Source organism: Dyadobacter sp. CY345, assembly GCF_021502725.1.
Classification (GTDB): domain Bacteria; phylum Bacteroidota; class Bacteroidia; order Cytophagales; family Spirosomataceae; genus Dyadobacter.
Window position 1 is genome coordinate 1,680,776 of record NZ_JAKFFS010000001.1, and the last position, 18,721, is coordinate 1,699,496.

Genomic DNA, 18,721 nt, shown 5'->3' on the forward strand with positions numbered 1-18,721 from the left:
TTCTGTTGCTGATTTTTAAATCAAAAAAGTGACTGCATAAATTGCAGTTACTTCCCTTCAATTTGTTCCCGACATGCCATTTATGTCAGCTAGTTGTATTCTGTAAGTATTTCAACGGTATTCTTATTGCTTCACGAACCGACCGCTGTGAGTGACACCGTTTTTTGTTTTGATCTTTAAAAGGTATACTCCTGTGGTCAAATTACTGACCGGAATGGTAAGCGCGGAAGTTGGAGATAGCTTTTGATGGCTTTGAACAACTCTTCCATTGATATCCATAATCTCGTATTCACCCGAGTTGACGGATTGATCAAGAGAAATATTCAACACATCGGCCACAGGATTTGGCCATAATTTATTGATCTGGAAATTACCCATATCGACCGAAACAATTCGGGAAAAAGTTGTGGTCTGATCAAAATCAACCTGTTTCAGGCGGTAATAATTGAGGTTTGGAAAAGGTTGTTCGTCAACTGCTCTGTATTGTTGAAGAACTTTCGTTGTCGCCGCGCCCTTCACTGTTGCTAGTAACGACCAATTCATGGCATCAGCTGATTTTTGAACTTCGAAGTAATCATTGTTAACTTCTGATGTAGTTTCCCACGACACGATAATCTTATTTTCAGCGCGTTTAGCATCAAATGAGCTCAATGTAACTGGTAATGGTCCGTCTGCGAACACTGCCCTGAATTCTAATGCACCGGATGTGGACGTCACTTTAATCTCGGGTGTTGTCGCGTAACTGACACCGGATTTTTCCCATCTTTGAAAATGATTTCCATCTTTTGAAATCGCCGTCAAGGTTATCTCATTATTTTGAAAATAGGTTCCTGTCCATGGATACGGTAATGCAGCCAGTCCGTCAGTTGTTGGCAAAATATTAAGGTTGTTAACTTTCACATACCCACGGTCAGGATCGCTCACCTGAAGGGTAAGCGCAAAATTGTTATAGGAAGAACCTAAACTTGCCCGGATGTGGTTCTGGAAATTTGACCCTCTGTTATTTAAAAAGGATGCTATTTCGTTAATGCTTTGATTCCAGAAAGCTCTATTCACAGGCGATTTCCATCTTGCCAGATGCTCGTCAATCAAAGGTTCATATATGGTTTTGGTAGCGTTTAATAAAGGAATAGAACGTGACGGTAGAAATGTTGAATTCAAAAGGTCGGCCACGCGATTAATAAAATAGCTTTTATATTCTGCGTTATTCAGAAGTTTATTAAGTATCGCTGATGGCGCACCGCCAGTTCTTGCATTTGGAATCGAGTTGAAACTTGCTCCAACATTTAAGCCAAGGGCAATATCCGTATCATATAACATCCATCTCCATCGCCCATCCGAGCCATAGGGCACGTTAGCAGCAGGATTGTAATTAACTTTATTTCTCCAAAGCCGGGTATTTTTGTGCGGCCAATCCGTATTGGCACTGAAAATCTCTGCTATCTGGTAATCAGTAAAGTTTTCAAGATCGATCATCGTTTTTATTGCGGCGTAGTTAACCGGAGATGTAAGAGAATTGGTGTTAACAAAAGCCATTAACTCGTTATACTTCACGGCATCGCCTTCTTCAACTTCAATTCCTTCGACGTCAATCAGGTCCACGTTATCACGATTTACACCATATTTTTTTTCCAGATAATATTTGTCATAACGCTCTGTAATATTTTGGATTCCCCAGTATTCTGAATTTAGAAAAACAACAGCAGGCCTTGATAATTGCGTATCAAACGACAGATTTCCAACCAATTTCTGAAAATAGGAATCGCGGAAAAGCGTGGAATTATTGTCATTTCCAGAATTTCTTAATAACACCCGCTTAGGAAATCTGGTCGGGGCTTCGGGAAACACCGCAAAGTTAAATTCTGTGTTACTATAAAGACGAAGCGTCTTCTGGGGAACAGAACGCGAGCATCCACCATGGATACGAAATGCGGATTCCTGAGAAAGTATGAGGCTGTTGTTATTAAAAAATTCTATTGTCGCTGGCCTTTCCCACACATCACCACTATTGCTAAAATTTCCAACGGAGCAAAATCCCGCAGGTAACCCTGGATTATCTCTACGGAATTGATCAAAAGTTATTCCTGGCGTATAAATTCCGGTATCGTAGTCAAAAAAAGAGGTTTCAGGGGCCGTTACAGCGACAACTGGAACGGAATATTTTGTGATGCCCGACGGGTTAATGAAAAACGTTCTCGTTACTGTTTCGCTTGGTGTAAATCCGTCTTTAAAAACTTTTGCACGCACAACAGTTCCCTTATAAATTTTCTCAGTGGGTAAATAACCTGGGTCATACGTAATGGACGAGGTTTTTCGGGAAATTTTATTATTTGCTGAGGTTCTGTCGTCAATGCGGATTGTGCCTGCATATAAATTTGTTCGGTAGTTTTCAATAGACCAGCCTTCTCCAACGCCTCCTACGTCGGGATGTGTACCGTCGTCGTTGTATTTGTTTTTATATTTAAATTCTCTGGTAGTATTATCATCCTGAGGATCAGATCCATCAAGTGTATAACGAATTCTTACACCAGGTTCGGGATGGGTGATTGCGAGATCAAAAGCAGCATTTTTAAATCCTGCTGTTTGGGAAAAAACAGGTGACGCGAGTTTGGGCGAAACCGTTGCAGCATTGTTATTTGACGAAGCAGCAGTTGGTAATGAAAAAAATACAAACGTTCCCGAACCATCTGGTTTTCTGCCATATGAAACGTCATCCGTCTGCTGTCCAAAGACAACCTGATCTATTAGTTCTTGTTGAGGCGACGAAATCAGAACTGCTTCGCCGGAAGCGGAAAGCGCAAAATTTGTATGTAATGCACCCCTGGCGATACTGTTGCTTGCCCAGATGATGATAAATCCTCCCGCCGGAATTTTGGGAGAGCCTGGACCAGATGCAATTTGAAACTTAGTTGGATTGGTAGTGTTGTCCGAAAGATAATAACCGGCCAGATCAATTTCATAACTGTTCGGGTTGTAAATTTCAAACCAATCTTCCTTTGCACCCGTATTGTCAGTTGCCCCGTTCTTGTTTGAAGCTAATATCTCATTAATGAAGAGTATCTCCTTTCCTTCTGCCAGTTTGGGAAATATGGTGAGAAATAAAAGAGTAACTGCGAAAGCTAAAAATTTACCCATAGTAGAATTGCTAGTTTTGATAGAAATAATTCTATCAAAACTAGTTAACAATTTCTTAACATTGGTGAATTTCCAGACCTTTTTATTTTAGAAAAATATAAATTTAAATGGTTAAAGTACAGTATTCCAAAATTGATCTTATTTTCAAAAAGTTTTAGATCACCCTTCCCATAAACGGGTCACTTTGACTTTCTTTGCCTGTTTCCACGTGTCCGGCAAATCGCTTCTCAAATGACTTGCTTCCTGAAATTTTTACACTGAAATCATACCAGTTGAAGCTTTTTTCAAGATTAAGAATAACTATTGAAGACGACGTTTTTTGACTGGCAGCATCCAATACTTTCACCTGTTTCGCAGTCTTATATGCGTTATCAATTATTTCAATCGTTGTTTTATTGAAAGCCATGTTTTTGAAATGCAATTCGATATTTCCAGTTGGCTTTTTATTTTTATCCAGTTGGTATTTGCACTTTATTTCGATAAGTGGATCGCTATCGTCGCCAGTAAATTCTCTTAAAAAGCCATTTGGTCCGTAAACGCGTAAATGATAATGCTGATTTTCGAAATTATCGAGCTTGTAAGAATCTTTTAATGTGTCACCACTTTTGACAGCATAATTCCAGACTTTGACATTCTGGTCCAGATACTTGCCTGGCGCATAAACAGCGAATGGTGCACCAACTGATTTGTTTCCGAAAATTTCGTTTCCGGATTTTAGAGTTAATTCTATGGAATTTTTATCCAAACTCAGCTTGGCGTCCGCATAAAGCTGGTAGGGAAGCGGACAGGCTGGCCGTGTTCCTTTTTCCTGCTGAGGCATGAACGGTGAATTGGCAGGATCCTGATTTATCTTCGCAATTTCATCGGGCGATAGCGCTTTATAATTATTTGGTAAGGCCTTAAACTTTGCTTTGTGAATACCTTCAACAAATTCATCACGCTGGACGAATTCTGGCAAAGCGAGTTTTTCGCCATTGTAAGGTTTGAAAGTTGACGTCAAATCACCACAGATCGTTCTTCTCCATTCGCTGATATTTGTTTCCTTGATTTGTTTTCCGGATTTGTGGTTAACAAATTTTTCAAGAAACTGAATGATCGAGGTATGGTCGAATATTTCCGAGCAGACATTTCCACCACGGTTCCACGGCGAAGCGACAACAAGCGGAACTCTGTAACCCAAACCAATCGGGCTTTCGCGGGATTCTTTTTCCGCTTTTTTCTTCATGTCCTGTTCCAAAGTCACATATTCTACTTTGGAGTCAATTCCTTCGGAGGTTAATCCAGCATCTTTTTTATAAGGATTAGGCACAACGTATGGTGGAACATGATCAAAATATCCGTCGTTTTCATCATAACATAAAATGAAAATTGTCTTTTTCCAAACTTCCGGATCCTTCGTCAGAATGTCCATTACTTCCGATACATACCAGGCCCCATACCAGGGTGAAGTTGGGTGATCAGAAAAGTTTTCAGGTGCTACCAACCAGGAAACAGTCGGTAATTTACCTGTTTTCACATCATCCCGGAACTGATGCAAAACGTCACCTTTTGGAAGTTTTGCTTCCCGTTCTGTATCTCCGTCAGTATATTTAAATGTTGTTACTTCGTGGTAATCTGCATCATTGATATTAGTCGTGAATGCTTTCTGGTGGAGATTTTTCTCACGCTGCGATAATTTTGCATAGTTCTCAGGATTCCATTCTGCCTGCTCTTTTTTTACAATTTCAAATAAAGCAATTTTCTCTTTTAAAGATTTTTGAGCAGTCTCACTTTCCTTGCCTGTTGCTGGTAAATTCTTGATTTTAGCTTCCAGGTCAGCAATTTCTTTCGGCAATTTCTCCGATTGAACTTTGAGATGTTTCTGAAAGCCGGTCGAATATCTGACGTGATATTGTGAAAACCATTCAATAGGATTATCCGTGAAATTTGCCAGCCAGGATTCTTCCTCTCCTTCAAATCCCATGGGAAGACTTATCTCATTTTGATATATTCTCCATGAAACGCCATGATCTTCCAGCCGTTCAGGGAAAGTCGTCCAATTTGCTTGTTTATCATAATCCACGTTCTCATTCCGCACATTAGCGTATGATTCCGGGTCAGCTTTTTCGCGGACAGTACCAGTCCATAAGTAAAGACGATTCGGCGTTGTTCCTGTTAAAGAGGAGCAAAAATTTTGATCACAAACGGTAAAGGCATCGGCAAGAGCATAATAAAATGGGATATCTTCACGGTTGTAAAAACCTTGTGTCAACGGCATTTTTCTGTAATCTTTATGTCCTGCCTGTTTAGCGATCAGCCATTTGTCATATTTTCCATCATTGCGCGCGTCCACCTGATTTGTCCAGGAATGTGGGAGAGAACCCATCCAGGTGGCATTAGAATCTTTCATATTCAACCGGAAAGGCGTGTAAGTTTCTCCTTCTGAATTTGTTTGCAGCCAAACGAGATTTTTATTTGGTAACGTTATCGCTCGTGGGTCGTTAAACCCTCTTACGCCACGAAGTGATCCATAACAATGATCGAAAGAACGGTTTTCCTGCATCAGGATCACTACGTGCTCTGCATCCAGATACGTACTTCCTGCTTGCGGATCAATGGCTAATGCTCGTTGAATAGAAGGGGGGAGCACACTGAAAAGGCCAGCGCCGCCGGAAAGCATAGCAGCCTTTTTTAAAAATTCTCTTCTTGAATCCATGGTAAAATTTATGGGTTTGGGAGTCCTTTCAGTATTACCTGAAATTTTTGCAAAAGTACCATCGTTTCCGAATACTGCGCTGTTAAATAATGGTTATCTTTCTGATAACGAATTGCTGAACAGTTCAGTCAAAAAAAAAGCAGCAAACCGGAAGCTTCTTCCAATTTGCTGCTCTAAAAATATATATTTTTTTAACTATTTGCCAAAAAGGCATCCAAGCAGTCCTCCAAGATCAAGCCCTTCCTTTTTCTGTTCCGCCTGAGGAGCGGCATTGTTATTTCCACCACCGAAAAAGCTTCCTCCGATGTTCATAATGTCACTCATATCAAGTTTTCCGTCTGCCATGGCATAACCGATTTGGTTGAAGTCAAAACCAGAACTCGCAGCCGCTGTACCAGAAGTATTATCAGCACTGCCTCCCCCAAGTAAACCGCCCAGCACACTGTTGAAATCAAGGCTGTTGTCCCCTGGATTGCTGACTTTGCTGATAAGGCCGCCAATGACACCAGGAAGCACAGAGGCGACAAGTCCACCAGCTGCGCCGTTACTTAAACCAAATTTTTGAGTGATAGCAGAGATAGCATTTCCTGCGATGGAAGCGACAATAGGATTGTTCATTAAACCGCCGCCGGTTTCTTTACCCGAAAGCAAACCCATAACGCCCTGCACGTTTCCTGCTTGTGCTTGTTGCTGCAACCCGCCGGTGATTGATCCAAGCAAAGTCTGCATTACTTCTGTATTCTGACTATTAGGAATTTCGGGGTTTTGTACGATGGCCTGTTGAGAGTTATCCTGAATTAGGCCCATAAGTTGGTCAAGCATGATCGGTATATTTAGTTGTATATATCTTTGACTAAAATTCAGCTAAAAGTAACGATACCCCTAAACATAAAAAAACCCGCCGAAGCGGGTTGCTGTTTTATTTAACCTGATCAACGATTGCTTTAAATGCATCCGGGTGATTCATTGCCAAATCGGCAAGTACCTTACGATTTAATTCAATGCCTTGCGCATTGATCTTGCCCATAAGAGCAGAATATGATAATTCGTGTAAACGTGCTCCAGCGTTGATACGTTGGATCCACAATGCGCGGAAGTTACGTTTCTTTTGTTTACGGCCTTTGTACGCGTATTGCAATCCACGCTCAACGGCGTTTTTTGCTACGGTCCAAACATTTTTACGACGGCCGAAATAGCCTTTCGCTAATTTTAACACTTTTTTACGTCTTGCGCGTGACGCAACATGATTTACCGAACGTGGCATAATATAAACTGTTTTTGATTGACGGCGCCCGTCGTGGGACTTTAAGGCCGGCTATCGGGTTGAACAAAAAACCGAAATGGTATTTGGTAATTTTATTGACTTTCGGAATTACTTCCCAAGCAAGGCCAATACTTGTTTGTGGTTAGACACATCGATAAGACCTGTTTTAACCAATCCACGCTTACGCTTGTTTGATTTTTTGGTCAGGATGTGACTGTGAAACGCGTGTTTACGTTTGATTTTACCAGTACCAGTAAGCGCAAAACGCTTTTTAGCACCAGAATTTGTTTTCATTTTACCCATGGTACAAAAAAATAATAGTTGAAAAAATATAAAACAGCGCGCAAAATTAGTGATTTTCCTCGTAAAACAAAAATCGTGTCAAAGACAAATGTCAGTGACACGATTTTTATTTTGATAAAGAAAATATATCTATAAAATTAAGCCAAGCTTTTTGTTGCGCTCTACTAGCTAACCGCCAATCGCTAAAAGCCAAAACCTAAGTAAAATTTATTTTTTCGGAGGCAATGGAGCCAGAATGATCGTCATTCTTTTTCCTTCCAGTTTCGGTTCCATTTCAACCTTACCATATTCTGTAAGGGCTTCGGAGAATTTATTTAATAAATTAACTCCTCTTTCTTTGAAAACGATCGTACGACCAACAAAGTGAACGTATGCTTTTACTTTCGAACCTTCTTTTAGGAAATTGATAGCATGTTTAAGCTTAAAGTCAAAGTCGTGATCGTCAGTATTAGGGCCGAAACGGATCTCCTTAATAACAACTTTCATTGCTTTTGCCTTGATCTCTTTCTGTTTCTTTTTCTGCTCGTATTTGAATTTTGAGTAATCAACTACTTTACACACAGGCGGAACAGCCGTCGGTGCGATTTCAACCAGGTCAAGATTCTGTGTTTTTGCGATTGCTCTCGCGGTATTTATATCTACAACGCCAGCTTCGATGTTCTCGCCAACAAGGCGAACTTCCTTAGCTGTGATACGTTCATTGATTTTATAAGGTTCTTCGACAACTCTGAAACGTCCACTTGGGGGTCTTAATGCCATATTACTTGGTTTGGTGATTTTTATTTTTTAGTTGGAAATCAGAAATTTAACAATGCTGACACAAAAATAGTGCGTTATTGTGGGAATAATAACAAAAATTGCAAAATCATCCAATTATTTTTGCTTCTTTTTGAAAATAGCTGGCAAATTCTTCAATCGCCATACTTCCCAAATCGCCTTCTCCTTTTCTGCGGACAGATAACGTGCCTTCTGCGGCTTCTTTTTCTCCAACAATCAGCATGAAAGGAACCTTGGTTACCTCTGCATCACGGATCTTGCGACCAATTTTTTCATCACGGTGATCGATGAAACCACGGATATCATGTTCCTGCAATTGCAAAAATACCTGTTCGGCATATTCCGCATACTTTTCTGAAATTGGTAAAATCGCAATCTGATCAGGCGACAACCATAACGGAAATTGTCCTGCTGAGTTTTCGATCAAAATGGCAATGAAACGTTCCATAGAGCCAAAAGGCGCGCGGTGGATCATCACTGGTCTGTGCTTCTGATTATCAGAACCGGTATATTCAAGTTCAAAACGCTGCGGAAGCTGATAGTCAACCTGGATTGTTCCCAGCTGCCATTTTCTTCCCAAAGCGTCGCGCACCATAAAGTCCAGTTTCGGACCGTAAAATGCTGCCTCGCCAAGTTCTGTAACCGTGCTCAATCCACGTTCAGCCGAAGCTTCGATGATCGCACTTTCTGCACGTTCCCAGTCTTCGTCTCTTCCGATATATTTTTGCTTGTCATTTGGATCACGTAAAGAAATCTGAGCGCTATAATCTTCAAAACCTAATGATTTGAAAACATACAGTACCAGGTCGATCACGCGAATAAATTCCTCTTTTACCTGATCAGGACGACAGAAAATATGGGCATCATCCTGCGTAAATCCTCGAACACGGGTCAAACCATGCAATTCCCCGCTTTGTTCATAACGATAAACCGTTCCGAATTCCGAGAAACGTAAGGGAAGGTCTTTGTAAGAACGAGGGGACGTTTTGTATATCTCGCAGTGATGCGGACAGTTCATCGGCTTCAACAAATATTCTTCTCCCGGATTTGGTGTTTTAATTGGCTGGAAGGAATCTTTGCCATATTTATCCCAGTGACCGGAAGTAACATATAAATCTTTGCTACCGATATGCGGTGTGACGACCGGCAAATAACCTGCTCTTGATTGCGCTTTGCTCAAAAATGCCTGCAAACGTTCACGTAGCATAGCACCTTTTGGAAGCCACAACGGTAAACCCTGACCCACTTTTTCTGAGAAAGCGAACAATTCAAGTTCTTTTCCCAATTTACGGTGATCGCGTTTTTTTGCTTCTTCCATTAATGTTACATACTCCTCCAATTCTTTTTGTTTCGGAAAAGTAATCCCGTAAATACGGGTCAACATTTTATTTTCCTGCTTGTTACGCCAGTATGCACCAGCAATATTTGTCAGCTTAATAGCCTTGATAATACCAGTATTAGGAATATGCGGTCCACGACAAAGATCTGTAAATGCGCCTTGCTCATAAAGCGTAATCGATCCATCTTCCAAACCGTCAATCAGTTCGAGTTTATACTCATCACCTTTTTTTGTAAAGAAATCGATCGCGTCCTGCTTGCTGATCGGGATACGCTTGAATTCACTTTTCTGACGTGCCAGTTCAAGCATCTTTGCTTCAATTTTTGGAAAGTCATCGGACGAAATCGTATTTTCTCCCAAATCAACATCATAATAAAATCCCCTTTCGATCGAAGGACCCGTACCTAATTTAACCCCAGGATATAATGCTTCCAACGCTTCCGCCAGTAAGTGGGCAGAAGAATGCCAGAATGTCGATTTTCCATCTTCATCATTCCACGTGAGCAACACGACAAGTGAATCATTTTCAATCGCGCGCGTAGGATCCCACACTTCGCCATTTACTTTGGCCGCAATTACATTACGCGCCAGACCTTCACTGATAATCAACGCGATACCTTGGGCAGTGATGCCTTTTTCGTATTCGCGCACGCTACCATCGGGCAGGGTTATTTTAATTAGAGACTCGTCTTTCATTCAAAAAAATAATTCTATTACTCTTAATTCTTACAAATCTATTGAATTTTAGCATTGCGAGAGGAATCAATTCTCATATTTATGGTTCCCCGAGGTTTAATCATATCAATTTTAACGCGCGTCGTATCGAGCGTTTTAAAATCTGGCTCACTATTTTCATCCGCATAAAACGATGGATACATCCGCCCGTTTTCTCTTTGTCTTATACGCCACAAACCGTAGACCGACATTTGATCAGCCGGGTTTATCTCGGTCTCGTAGGTGAAATATTCCTTCGCTTTGATATCATTCCCCAGTTTTTCATAACAAAAAGCGATCAGATAATTAATTTGGGGATGTTTAGTGTTAACTTTCTGCAATTGCTGAAAGGCTAGTAAAGCACTGTAATATCCCCTCAGTTTTATCTCCAAAGCCCCGATCTGAAAAAAAGCGTCACCAAATTTAGGGTTCAGTGTTGTCGCTTTTCGGTAATTAACAATGGCAGTATCAAGTACGGACAGGTTTTTATAAATTTCTCCCCGTTGAAAATAAAGCTCCGCATTGTTTGGGAAACGTTTTAATCCGCGGTTGTTAAATGCAAGCGCATTGCCATAATCTTTTAGCTTCAAATGAATCATCGTACTTTGCTGATAAGCCCTGACAAGCCTTGGGTTCATCGCAATTGCATTGTTAAGATTTGCTAAACTAGCCAGAGAATCACCTTGTCTGGCTAGCAACATTCCTTTCACATAATATGCAGAGCCATCATAAGGAGCCATTTTCATCGCCTGGTTTAAATAGGCGCCGGCTTCACGAAAGCGGTTTTTTACCTGAAAGATATCGGCCATCAATACATATAAATCCGGCGTGTTCTGCTGTAATGCTTCTGCGCGTTCAGCATCTTCCAAAGCGTTGTCTATCGCTCCCAATTCACGATTGATCTTTCCGCGTAAAAGAAAATATTCCGCAACATTATCCTTCTCATTAATTGCCTCGTTGATGTCGGCCATCGCCTCGGTGTATTGCTCGCGGTCAAAATAGATCTTGGATCTTTTGAAATAATTTAAATCGACGTCGATATTTCGGTAGATCAGGTCTGAAAGCGAATTCACTGCATCAATTTGCCATTGCGCTTTCGATTTTTTGGTAGTAGGAGGTATGCGGGTCGCGTTCCTGGCATCACTTTGACATGATTGTAACATGCCGCTAAATATGAATAAAGCGAAAATTAACAACAAGTTTAATGAAAAGTGACTTTTTCTCATGCAAAAATATTCTCCTTCAACAGAAGAACGCGAACCGTCAAAAAATAATTTATCTGCAAAACCGGAAACAGTATGTTAATTTTTTTGATCTGAAAAACGGGAGAAAACGCCAAGTGGTAACTTTTTACCAAATGAATCAGGGATAAACAACTCCCCGAACTCATGATTTGTTTGATCTCCAAAATGTGCTTTGATAAGGTTTTCAAGAATAAGTGCTGAAAAACCCAGTGAATATAAATTGATAATAAAAAAGAAATTTTCTTTCTTCAACAATAAAGCACAAAGTCTTAAAATTTCATTCAGATTCTCCTCTAAAAGCCATTTTTCGCCATCGGGTCCGCGGCCATACGCGGGCGGATCCAGAATAATTCCATTATACTGATTCCCACGACGAACTTCGCGGTTTACAAATTTCAGAGCATCTTCTACAACCCAGCGAATATTATCCAATCCGCTTAATTCCATATTTTCCCTCGACCAGTTAATGACCTGTTTCACTGAATCGACATGCGTAACATCCGCGCCGGAGGCCTTGGCAGCCAGGGAAGCAAGGCCAGTATAGGCGAACAAGTTTAAAACATTAGGTTTGTCCTCAGGAATTTGTTTTACCTTTTTGGCAATATAATCCCAGTTTGTGGCCTGCTCAGGAAAAACACCAACGTGCTTGAAAGAGGATAATGCCAGCTTTGCACGAAGATGAAGGGAGCCGGACCTATATTGCATTACCCAACGCTCAGGCATATCGTCTTTTACGATCCACTGTCCTTTTTCCTGAGAGTTTTTATCACGCTTGAATACAGAATTTGATTTGTCCGCCCACTCTTTTTCTGTCATGGATTTGTCCCAGATTGCCTGAGGTTCAGGACGGGAAAGAATATATGGTCCAAAACGTTCCAGTTTTTCAAATCCGCCGCTATCAATTAATTGATATTCTGTATGTTGTTCTGGTGAAAGAAGTATCACTTTTTAATGGTTAAATATTAATGGTTAATTGTTAATGGCTTTGATTTCGACTATTCTAATGTTAAGAAAAGCTAATCGCCAATAATTAAAATGATATTTTGTTTAAATAATAAACATTGCGTCTGCCCCGGGTTTGAACATCTCCCTGCGCATTGACAATCCGCTGCTCGCCCCAGGAGAGATAAAAATTATCAAACCAGTAATCGATATCATCAGTACTGGTTTTTCTTACTTTATCACCTTCAACCGTCGTACCATTTTCGATCACGCGATTGTCGTCGACAACTTTGCCTCCTTTAATTATTTTGCTGCGAATACCACCGTTGTGGCTGTAAACGAGTTGCGTAGTGCCATTTGGCTCGGTTTGCACTTTAATTTTCTCACGTAGTTCCATGCTTTTAACATTATCAAAACTGATACTGTTATCCCAAAGCAGTTTCCCTGTTTGGTCGACATTGGCGATGATTGCGTGCGTGTAAGTGAAACCATCAAAAACCTGCTGATTAAAACCACGACCGCCATACATCGGATTCCATAAGTAGGGATTGTAAAGACCCATGCCGAAAGGATAACCGCCGCCCATCATCATTGAACTATAACCATAACCGCCCATCATGTTAGGATTCTGGTATCTATACTCCGGGTAAAAGACTTCTGCGATCAATAAAAACTGGTTATTTTTTGGCACGATGTCGTGTACAAGAAGTCGATAGTTTAATTTCAGATCATCGCCGCTATCTTTCTTTTTACGAATCTTTTTCTCAATCTTTTCCTGCTGCCGCTCGCTCATGTAATTAAAAAAATTGCTGAAATCGGTGAAGCTGTGATATTGAGTAAAAACAACTTCTTCGTTAACGATTTTACTGATGTAAAGTCCCTGGGAAGCGGCGTTGCTGGTACTTTGCATATTTCTGTATCCATAAGTACCAATAACCATGCGAACGGAGTCATTTAATATCTGCAAACGGCCGCTCAAAAGAGAGTAATCATCTTCCGGATCAATTGAGGCCTGCACATAGAGCTCGCCACTTTCTTCATAAGATCGGGCAACAATTTTTGTCTGACGTCCTTTTTTTACTGCGAAACAGACGTTGACAAGGTGATGCGTTGTATCCACCTCAACAGTTTGAATTGCATTTGAACCCTTGATGGCCGAAGGCAAAACCCGCGTTTGAGAAGTTGTGAGATTTGTGTGCATCAAAACGGGCTCATTTCTCACCATTCCTGCCATAAAAACGGAATAACCAAGGGTTTTGAAATCGGTTATTTCAAAACGGTCGACAGTATTAATGGTAAAAGTTTCAACAAAACCAGGCCCAACGTTTACCTTGACAATCTGGTAAACTGAGCTTCTGTATTTACTGAATAGAAGAAAAACAGCCTGCCCGTCGTAACAGGAAGCCACGTAGTCAAGATTTCCTTCAACTGGCCCATCGATAGACCAGATACGTTCCAAATTGGTATCGAATTTCTGCACATTGTAATTTCCTTTATCCGGCTTTGATATAAGCAAAACGCCTTTCGGGCCAAGAGGCATGGTCTGAAAAGCAGCATTTGCATTTTGCAAAGGTAATTCGATTCTTTTTACAACCTGTCCCGAAGCATTAAGATAAACTAATAATAAGCAAAGCGCTAGCAATGCCTGATAAAGGAAACAATGTTTTTTATGCATGTGCCAATCCTACAATATGGTCAAATTCTTCTGGTTTTACAGGAATTACAGACAAACGGGACTGACGTACGAGTGCCATATCCTTCAAGTTTTCGTCTGCTTTTATTTGTGCTAATGTAACAGTTTTAGGGAAATGTTCAACCGGAACAAACTCAACCACCACCCAGCGATCATCTTCTGTGGTCGGATCCGGATAATGTTCTTTTGAAACTTTTGCCAAACCAACAACTTCTTTTCCCTCATTACTGTGATAAAAAAGAGCCAGATCGCCTTTTTTCATCGCCATCATATTGTTTCGGGCTTCGTAGCTGCGGACGCCGTCCCACATCGATTTTCCCTCCTCAACGAATTGATCCCATGAATATTTGAAAGGTTCGGATTTTATAAGCCAGTAGTTCATTTTTGTAGTTGAAAGTAAAAAGTTAAGAGCGCCCGGCGCCCGGTTGAAGGTGCTTGGGCAAAATTATGGAAAGTTGAGAGTTCTTTAATTTGGACAAGTTTTACGAATTTAATACATCAGCTCGCCAGACTCTCAACTCCCAACCGGGCTTTTGACTTAAAAATCAAGGGAATTTTGGAAATTTACTAAAATCAGGATCCCGTTTTTCCAGGAATGACCTTTGTCCTTCTTTTGCTTCTTCGCTCAGATAGTATAAAAGTGTTGCATTTCCTGCCAGTTCCTGAATTCCGGCTTGTCCGTCAAGTTCAGCATTGAATGAACTTTTCAGCATACGGATGGACAAAGGACTTTTTTGCTGGATTTTTTTACACCATTCAACTGTGGTCGTTTCCAGTTCTTCCAAAGGCACTACCTTGTTTACCAATCCCATTTGTAAGGCCTCCTGCGCGTCATACTGATCGCAAAGAAACCAGATTTCACGTGCTTTTTTCTGGCCGACAACGCGTGCCAGATAGGAAGCACCAAAACCACCGTCGAAACTACCAACTTTTGGTCCTGTTTGTCCGAAACGTGCATTGTCTGCTGCAATCGATAAGTCGCAAATAACGTGCAAAACGTGGCCGCCGCCAATTGCCCAACCTGCAACCATGGCAATAACTGCCTTAGGGATAGAGCGAATCATTCTTTGCAAATCCAGAACATTCAGACGCGGAACATGATCTTCACCAATATAGCCACCATGGCCGCGAACAGACTGGTCGCCGCCGGAGCAAAACGCTTTTCCGCCTTCTCCGGTTAAGATGATCACATCAATACGCGTGTCCTCGCGGCAGATGTGCATTGCGTCGATCATTTCTGTGACAGTCTGCGGCGTGAAAGCGTTATGTTTATGCGGGCGATTGATACTGATTTTGGCAATTCCTTCATGCAGGGTGAAAAGGATTTCTTCGTATTCCTTAATGGTTTCCCATTTTATTGAACTAGACATATGAGCAATCTGTGAATGAGTGAATATCAATGAACGGTTCAAAGGACCGTAACATTCCAATTAATTGGCGAAATTACGGATTGTTTAGCTTTCCGTCAAAAACAAAATCATAACTTTCGATACTGAAAAAGGGCTATGAGGTTGCGATCTGCTTTTATTCATAGTAGAAAATTACTGATGCATCGGACTGGCAGCCGTTTGCTGCCGAATCTATAATCAATTTGACAAATAATGATTTGGAATACCAACTCCATTTTAATAAAAACGCAAGAGGTTCCTGACTATCCATATTTCCGCCAGGCGTATGAGTTCATGATGAACTGGCTGACGGGGAAAGAGCATTTTATCCTCCATACCTCCGGCTCAACCGGAACTCCTAAGGATGTTTTAATTAAGAGAGAACAACTACGTAGCAGTGCGCTAATGACTGGTGCTGCTCTTGATTTACAAGAAGGAACTCGCGCACTGGTTTGTTTGAACGTAAATTATATTGCTGGAACCATGATGCTGGTACGCGGCATGGAGCTTGGCTGGGATTTGAGTATTGTGGAACCTTCCTCTAATCCCTTGCTGGAACTGGATAACATTGATTTTGATTTCGTGGCCATTGTTCCTTTGCAGCTTTCGACCTGTCTGGCGAACGAAAAGACTAAAACCAAGGTTAATCGTCTCGGCAAAATTTTGCTGGGCGGAGCTCCGGTCGATCTGAGTCTTCAAAAAGAAATTGACCTTTTAAATATTCCTGTTTACCACAGTTATGGAATGACGGAAACAGTTTCGCATATCGCTTTAAAAAAACTTAATCAGCCAAAATCCGAAAGTCACTACACCGTTTTGCCCGGAGTAAATTTTGGTGTAGATGATCGGGGTTGTATTTTTTTACAAGGAGCTGTCACCAATAATGAAAGAATCCAAACGAATGATCTGGTTGAAATCACTTCGGAAAATACATTTAACTGGATAGGCAGGGCTGACAATGTGATCAATTCGGGTGGTGTAAAAATTGTCTTAGATAAAGTGGATCAGGTTATTGCAGCGGTTTTTTATGACTCAGGTTATGAAAATAAATTTTTCTCCTGGTATGAAAACGATGAGAAATTGGGGCAAAAATTGATTTTAATTATTCAAAAAACAGGAGAGGAATTGTCTGCTCAACATATTCTGGAAGAAATAAGAAAACGGATTTCGACGTACGAAACACCAAAACATGTTTACTTTGTGAAAGAATTTATAAAAACACCAACTGAAAAGATTGACAAGCGAAAGACGGCTCAGCTGCTTTTTGATCATCTATCTGACTAGTTTTTCAAATATTACGCTTTTTTTACATGGATAAAAATCTTCAAATACCCGGGTTGTACATCATCCGTTTTCAAACGGCGGGCGTTGTTCCTGCACCTTATGCAAATTTTCAAACGATCAAACTGAATCTGATTTCTGAGGACGATTTGAGTTTGGACTTTTCGATCAAATATACGGATCGCGAAGATCTGGATGAGGACGAAATTATTGATGAAGGATTTACTTTAGACGATGATTTTTCCTGGAAAGGAGCGGTTCCTGCCAACTGGATCAAGGAATTCAATGCGATTTACAGCTCTTCAAAAATTATCCGTCAGCGGGAAGAAAAAGAATTTGAAGATTTTGTCGAGATAGAAATCGAAGAAGACGATAAACGCGTAACGGTTTATCCGGTAGACAAAGAACGCTGGGTCTATTTCCTTCAGGAATTTATGCAGGCGATTTTGGAAACTTCGGGTCGTGAACTTCCTTTCGAGCTGACCTATCTGGATTTCGATGCTGAGCCTAAAAGCGAGGTGGCGTTAAAAGCGTCTTTTGCAGACAAAACTTTTACGATGAGCCAAAATGGTGGTCCACTGAAACAACTGGACTGGGGATTTTTGCAGAAAGTGATGGATACAGTGTACCGCGCTGAATTTATCTATGATAATGCAAGTGAAAAGAAACCTACCAAGAATGGGAAATATCTTTATATAGGGGATCAGCTTTGGTATGAACTTGGCATAGCTGTTGTTGAAACAACGGCCAAAAGTAAAGATTTACAAATGATAGAATCGCTTTTTTCGAAACTAGTACGGTAACCCGCCGAACGATTTATTTCGATTAATTTCATTCTGCAACTCGTCAACCAATTGCCCGATTCGATCCATAGACGGTGAAGGATTGGGCAATTGCAGGCTGATAAAAGCCTTCACTTCCCACACTTCCAGCACATCGTGCAGCGAAGCTTCGATATTTGGAATTTCAGCGATATCAGAGCTCAAAAGCAAAATACCCTTCGTTTTGACCTGATTATATGCTTTTCTATAAAGGAAACCCTGGTTTTTCAGAACAAACAAATAGTGCGACCCATCTTTAATTTCGTACCAGTTCCGAATAAATGATCCTACGAGAAGTGCGCCTGAATATTCAAAGTCAGACCCGCTTTCAAAAGCTCTGTAATAACCAGAAGGCAAATTCGGTAGCTGAAACGAGGGCAGGTGTGTTAGAAAAGCAGGATTCTGATAATTTGCAATATATTCCAACCACTGGCTTTTCCCTACCCACTGAATCGTTGGGTAATTGGCAGCTCTTTCCTCCCGGTAAACAGGTGCTGGTTCAGGGTTTATCGCATACTGATTATTGAAAACAGGCATACGATGATCAACCAGGTTTGGCTGAGGAATTGGCGCATGAGATTGCGCCGGCCGTGGATGCTGCACTGGCTGGTATGCATCTCCATTTACAGGTTTTAAAGTAACCTGACGGGAAACTGTGCGAATCGGTGGCTCCGGCTGCTGATAATGATCCATCACTTTCGAGAGTGGCTGAGGCTCCGAGTAAGTTGGCATTCTTGGCGGAGTTGTTGTTGAGCCGGAATGTGAAACCGTCATCGGTCTTGATCCGTTTAGCGGCAAAGACATTTCCGGCGTTTCCCTGATTTTCCTTAGGTCATTTTTTAGCAAATTATCCACAGAAATACCAAAAGCCGCTGCCATGTTCTTAAGATTAGTAAGATTGGGATTGGCGCGTGCTTCTTCGTAGGCACCCAAAAGAGACCTCTTGATAGCAATTTTACGTGCAAATTGCTCTTGTGTAAGGCCATTAAGCCTGCGGAGATACTTTATATTATTGCTGACGATGCTCATGAAATATCCTTTGCGAGAAAGTTACAAAGAAATGACAAAATTTTTAGCAAAATTATATTTGAGCGGGTTGAAATGGATTGTTTTTTGTAGAAAGTT

At 41.0% G+C, this 18,721-nt stretch carries 15 protein-coding genes; 2 read left to right on the forward strand and 13 right to left on the reverse strand.

The window, feature by feature from the left end; translation table 11 throughout:
- Positions 1-123: 123 nt before the first annotated feature.
- The 12 genes from L0657_RS07060 to menB all read right to left on the reverse strand — a co-directional run bounded on the left by L0657_RS07060 (position 124) and on the right by menB (position 15,476).
- Positions 124-3,135 (reverse strand): CotH kinase family protein, encoded by a 3,012-nt coding sequence (locus tag L0657_RS07060; protein ID WP_235149713.1) that lies wholly within the window; start codon positions 3,133-3,135, stop codon positions 124-126.
- A 154-nt stretch (positions 3,136-3,289) separates the two neighbouring features.
- The gene (locus tag L0657_RS07065) at positions 3,290-5,830 is read right to left on the reverse strand and encodes a phosphocholine-specific phospholipase C (protein WP_235149714.1); all 2,541 of its coding nucleotides are present in this window, start codon (positions 5,828-5,830) and stop codon (positions 3,290-3,292) included.
- A 195-nt stretch (positions 5,831-6,025) separates the two neighbouring features.
- Complete coding sequence (locus tag L0657_RS07070; protein WP_235149715.1) at positions 6,026-6,652, reverse strand: DUF937 domain-containing protein; 627 nt, start codon at positions 6,650-6,652, stop codon at positions 6,026-6,028.
- 97 nt (positions 6,653-6,749) lie between these two features.
- Positions 6,750-7,094 carry a 50S ribosomal protein L20 gene (gene rplT, locus L0657_RS07075; protein WP_235149716.1) on the reverse strand — a complete coding sequence of 115 codons (345 nt, stop codon included), beginning with the start codon at positions 7,092-7,094 and terminating at the stop codon, positions 6,750-6,752.
- 108 nt (positions 7,095-7,202) lie between these two features.
- The gene (gene rpmI, locus L0657_RS07080) at positions 7,203-7,397 is read right to left on the reverse strand and encodes a 50S ribosomal protein L35 (RefSeq protein ID WP_234649118.1); all 195 of its coding nucleotides are present in this window, start codon (positions 7,395-7,397) and stop codon (positions 7,203-7,205) included.
- Between the two features lie 207 nt (positions 7,398-7,604).
- Positions 7,605-8,156, reverse strand: coding sequence for a translation initiation factor IF-3 (gene infC, locus L0657_RS07085; protein WP_235149717.1), 552 nt, complete (start codon positions 8,154-8,156; stop codon positions 7,605-7,607).
- Positions 8,157-8,262: 106 nt separating this feature from the next.
- A complete protein-coding gene (gene thrS, locus L0657_RS07090) occupies positions 8,263-10,209 on the reverse strand; it encodes a threonine--tRNA ligase (protein WP_235149718.1) in 1,947 nt (648 codons plus the stop codon).
- A 38-nt stretch (positions 10,210-10,247) separates the two neighbouring features.
- Positions 10,248-11,390, reverse strand: coding sequence for a lipopolysaccharide assembly protein LapB (locus tag L0657_RS07095; protein ID WP_235149719.1), 1,143 nt, complete (start codon positions 11,388-11,390; stop codon positions 10,248-10,250).
- A 138-nt stretch (positions 11,391-11,528) separates the two neighbouring features.
- Positions 11,529-12,416: a class I SAM-dependent methyltransferase gene (locus tag L0657_RS07100; RefSeq protein ID WP_235149720.1), complete on the reverse strand. Its 888-nt coding sequence runs from the start codon at positions 12,414-12,416 to the stop codon at positions 11,529-11,531.
- An 85-nt stretch (positions 12,417-12,501) separates the two neighbouring features.
- Positions 12,502-14,088, reverse strand: a complete 1,587-nt coding sequence (locus L0657_RS07105; RefSeq protein ID WP_235149721.1) for a hypothetical protein — start codon at positions 14,086-14,088, stop codon at positions 12,502-12,504.
- Complete coding sequence (locus L0657_RS07110) at positions 14,081-14,488, reverse strand: EVE domain-containing protein (protein ID WP_235149722.1); 408 nt, start codon at positions 14,486-14,488, stop codon at positions 14,081-14,083. The genes L0657_RS07105 and L0657_RS07110 overlap by 8 nt, the downstream gene beginning before the upstream one ends.
- A 163-nt stretch (positions 14,489-14,651) precedes the next feature.
- Positions 14,652-15,476, reverse strand: coding sequence for a 1,4-dihydroxy-2-naphthoyl-CoA synthase (gene menB, locus L0657_RS07115; protein WP_235149723.1), 825 nt, complete (start codon positions 15,474-15,476; stop codon positions 14,652-14,654).
- Between the two features lie 231 nt (positions 15,477-15,707).
- Between menB and L0657_RS07120 the strand changes: the two genes are divergently transcribed.
- Positions 15,708-16,778: an AMP-binding protein gene (locus L0657_RS07120; RefSeq protein ID WP_235149724.1), complete on the forward strand. Its 1,071-nt coding sequence runs from the start codon at positions 15,708-15,710 to the stop codon at positions 16,776-16,778.
- A gap of 26 nt (positions 16,779-16,804) precedes the next feature.
- Positions 16,805-17,578 (forward strand): hypothetical protein, encoded by a 774-nt coding sequence (locus tag L0657_RS07125; RefSeq protein ID WP_235149725.1) that lies wholly within the window; start codon positions 16,805-16,807, stop codon positions 17,576-17,578.
- Here L0657_RS07125 and L0657_RS07130 read toward each other — a convergent pair.
- Positions 17,567-18,625 carry a helix-turn-helix transcriptional regulator gene (locus L0657_RS07130; protein ID WP_235149726.1) on the reverse strand — a complete coding sequence of 353 codons (1,059 nt, stop codon included), beginning with the start codon at positions 18,623-18,625 and terminating at the stop codon, positions 17,567-17,569. The genes L0657_RS07125 and L0657_RS07130 overlap by 12 nt on opposite strands.
- Positions 18,626-18,721 lie beyond the last annotated feature (96 nt).

Bases quoted from the DNA above. Each gene is read 5' to 3' on its own strand.
- L0657_RS07060 (WP_235149713.1), bottom strand. From the start codon at position 3,135: ATGGGTAAATTTTTAGCTTTCGCAGTTACTCTTTTATTTCTCACCATA.
- L0657_RS07065 (WP_235149714.1), bottom strand. From the start codon at position 5,830: ATGGATTCAAGAAGAGAATTTTTAAAAAAGGCTGCTATGCTTTCCGGC.
- L0657_RS07070 (WP_235149715.1), bottom strand. From the start codon at position 6,652: ATGCTTGACCAACTTATGGGCCTAATTCAGGATAACTCTCAACAGGCC.
- rplT (WP_235149716.1), bottom strand. From the start codon at position 7,094: ATGCCACGTTCGGTAAATCATGTTGCGTCACGCGCAAGACGTAAAAAA.
- rpmI (WP_234649118.1), bottom strand. From the start codon at position 7,397: ATGGGTAAAATGAAAACAAATTCTGGTGCTAAAAAGCGTTTTGCGCTT.
- infC (WP_235149717.1), bottom strand. From the start codon at position 8,156: ATGGCATTAAGACCCCCAAGTGGACGTTTCAGAGTTGTCGAAGAACCT.
- thrS (WP_235149718.1), bottom strand. From the start codon at position 10,209: ATGAAAGACGAGTCTCTAATTAAAATAACCCTGCCCGATGGTAGCGTG.
- L0657_RS07095 (WP_235149719.1), bottom strand. From the start codon at position 11,390: ATGTTACAATCATGTCAAAGTGATGCCAGGAACGCGACCCGCATACCT.
- L0657_RS07105 (WP_235149721.1), bottom strand. From the start codon at position 14,088: ATGCATAAAAAACATTGTTTCCTTTATCAGGCATTGCTAGCGCTTTGC.
- L0657_RS07110 (WP_235149722.1), bottom strand. From the start codon at position 14,488: ATGAACTACTGGCTTATAAAATCCGAACCTTTCAAATATTCATGGGAT.
- menB (WP_235149723.1), bottom strand. From the start codon at position 15,476: ATGTCTAGTTCAATAAAATGGGAAACCATTAAGGAATACGAAGAAATC.
- L0657_RS07120 (WP_235149724.1), top strand. From the start codon at position 15,708: ATGATTTGGAATACCAACTCCATTTTAATAAAAACGCAAGAGGTTCCT.
- L0657_RS07125 (WP_235149725.1), top strand. From the start codon at position 16,805: ATGGATAAAAATCTTCAAATACCCGGGTTGTACATCATCCGTTTTCAA.
- L0657_RS07130 (WP_235149726.1), bottom strand. From the start codon at position 18,625: ATGAGCATCGTCAGCAATAATATAAAGTATCTCCGCAGGCTTAATGGC.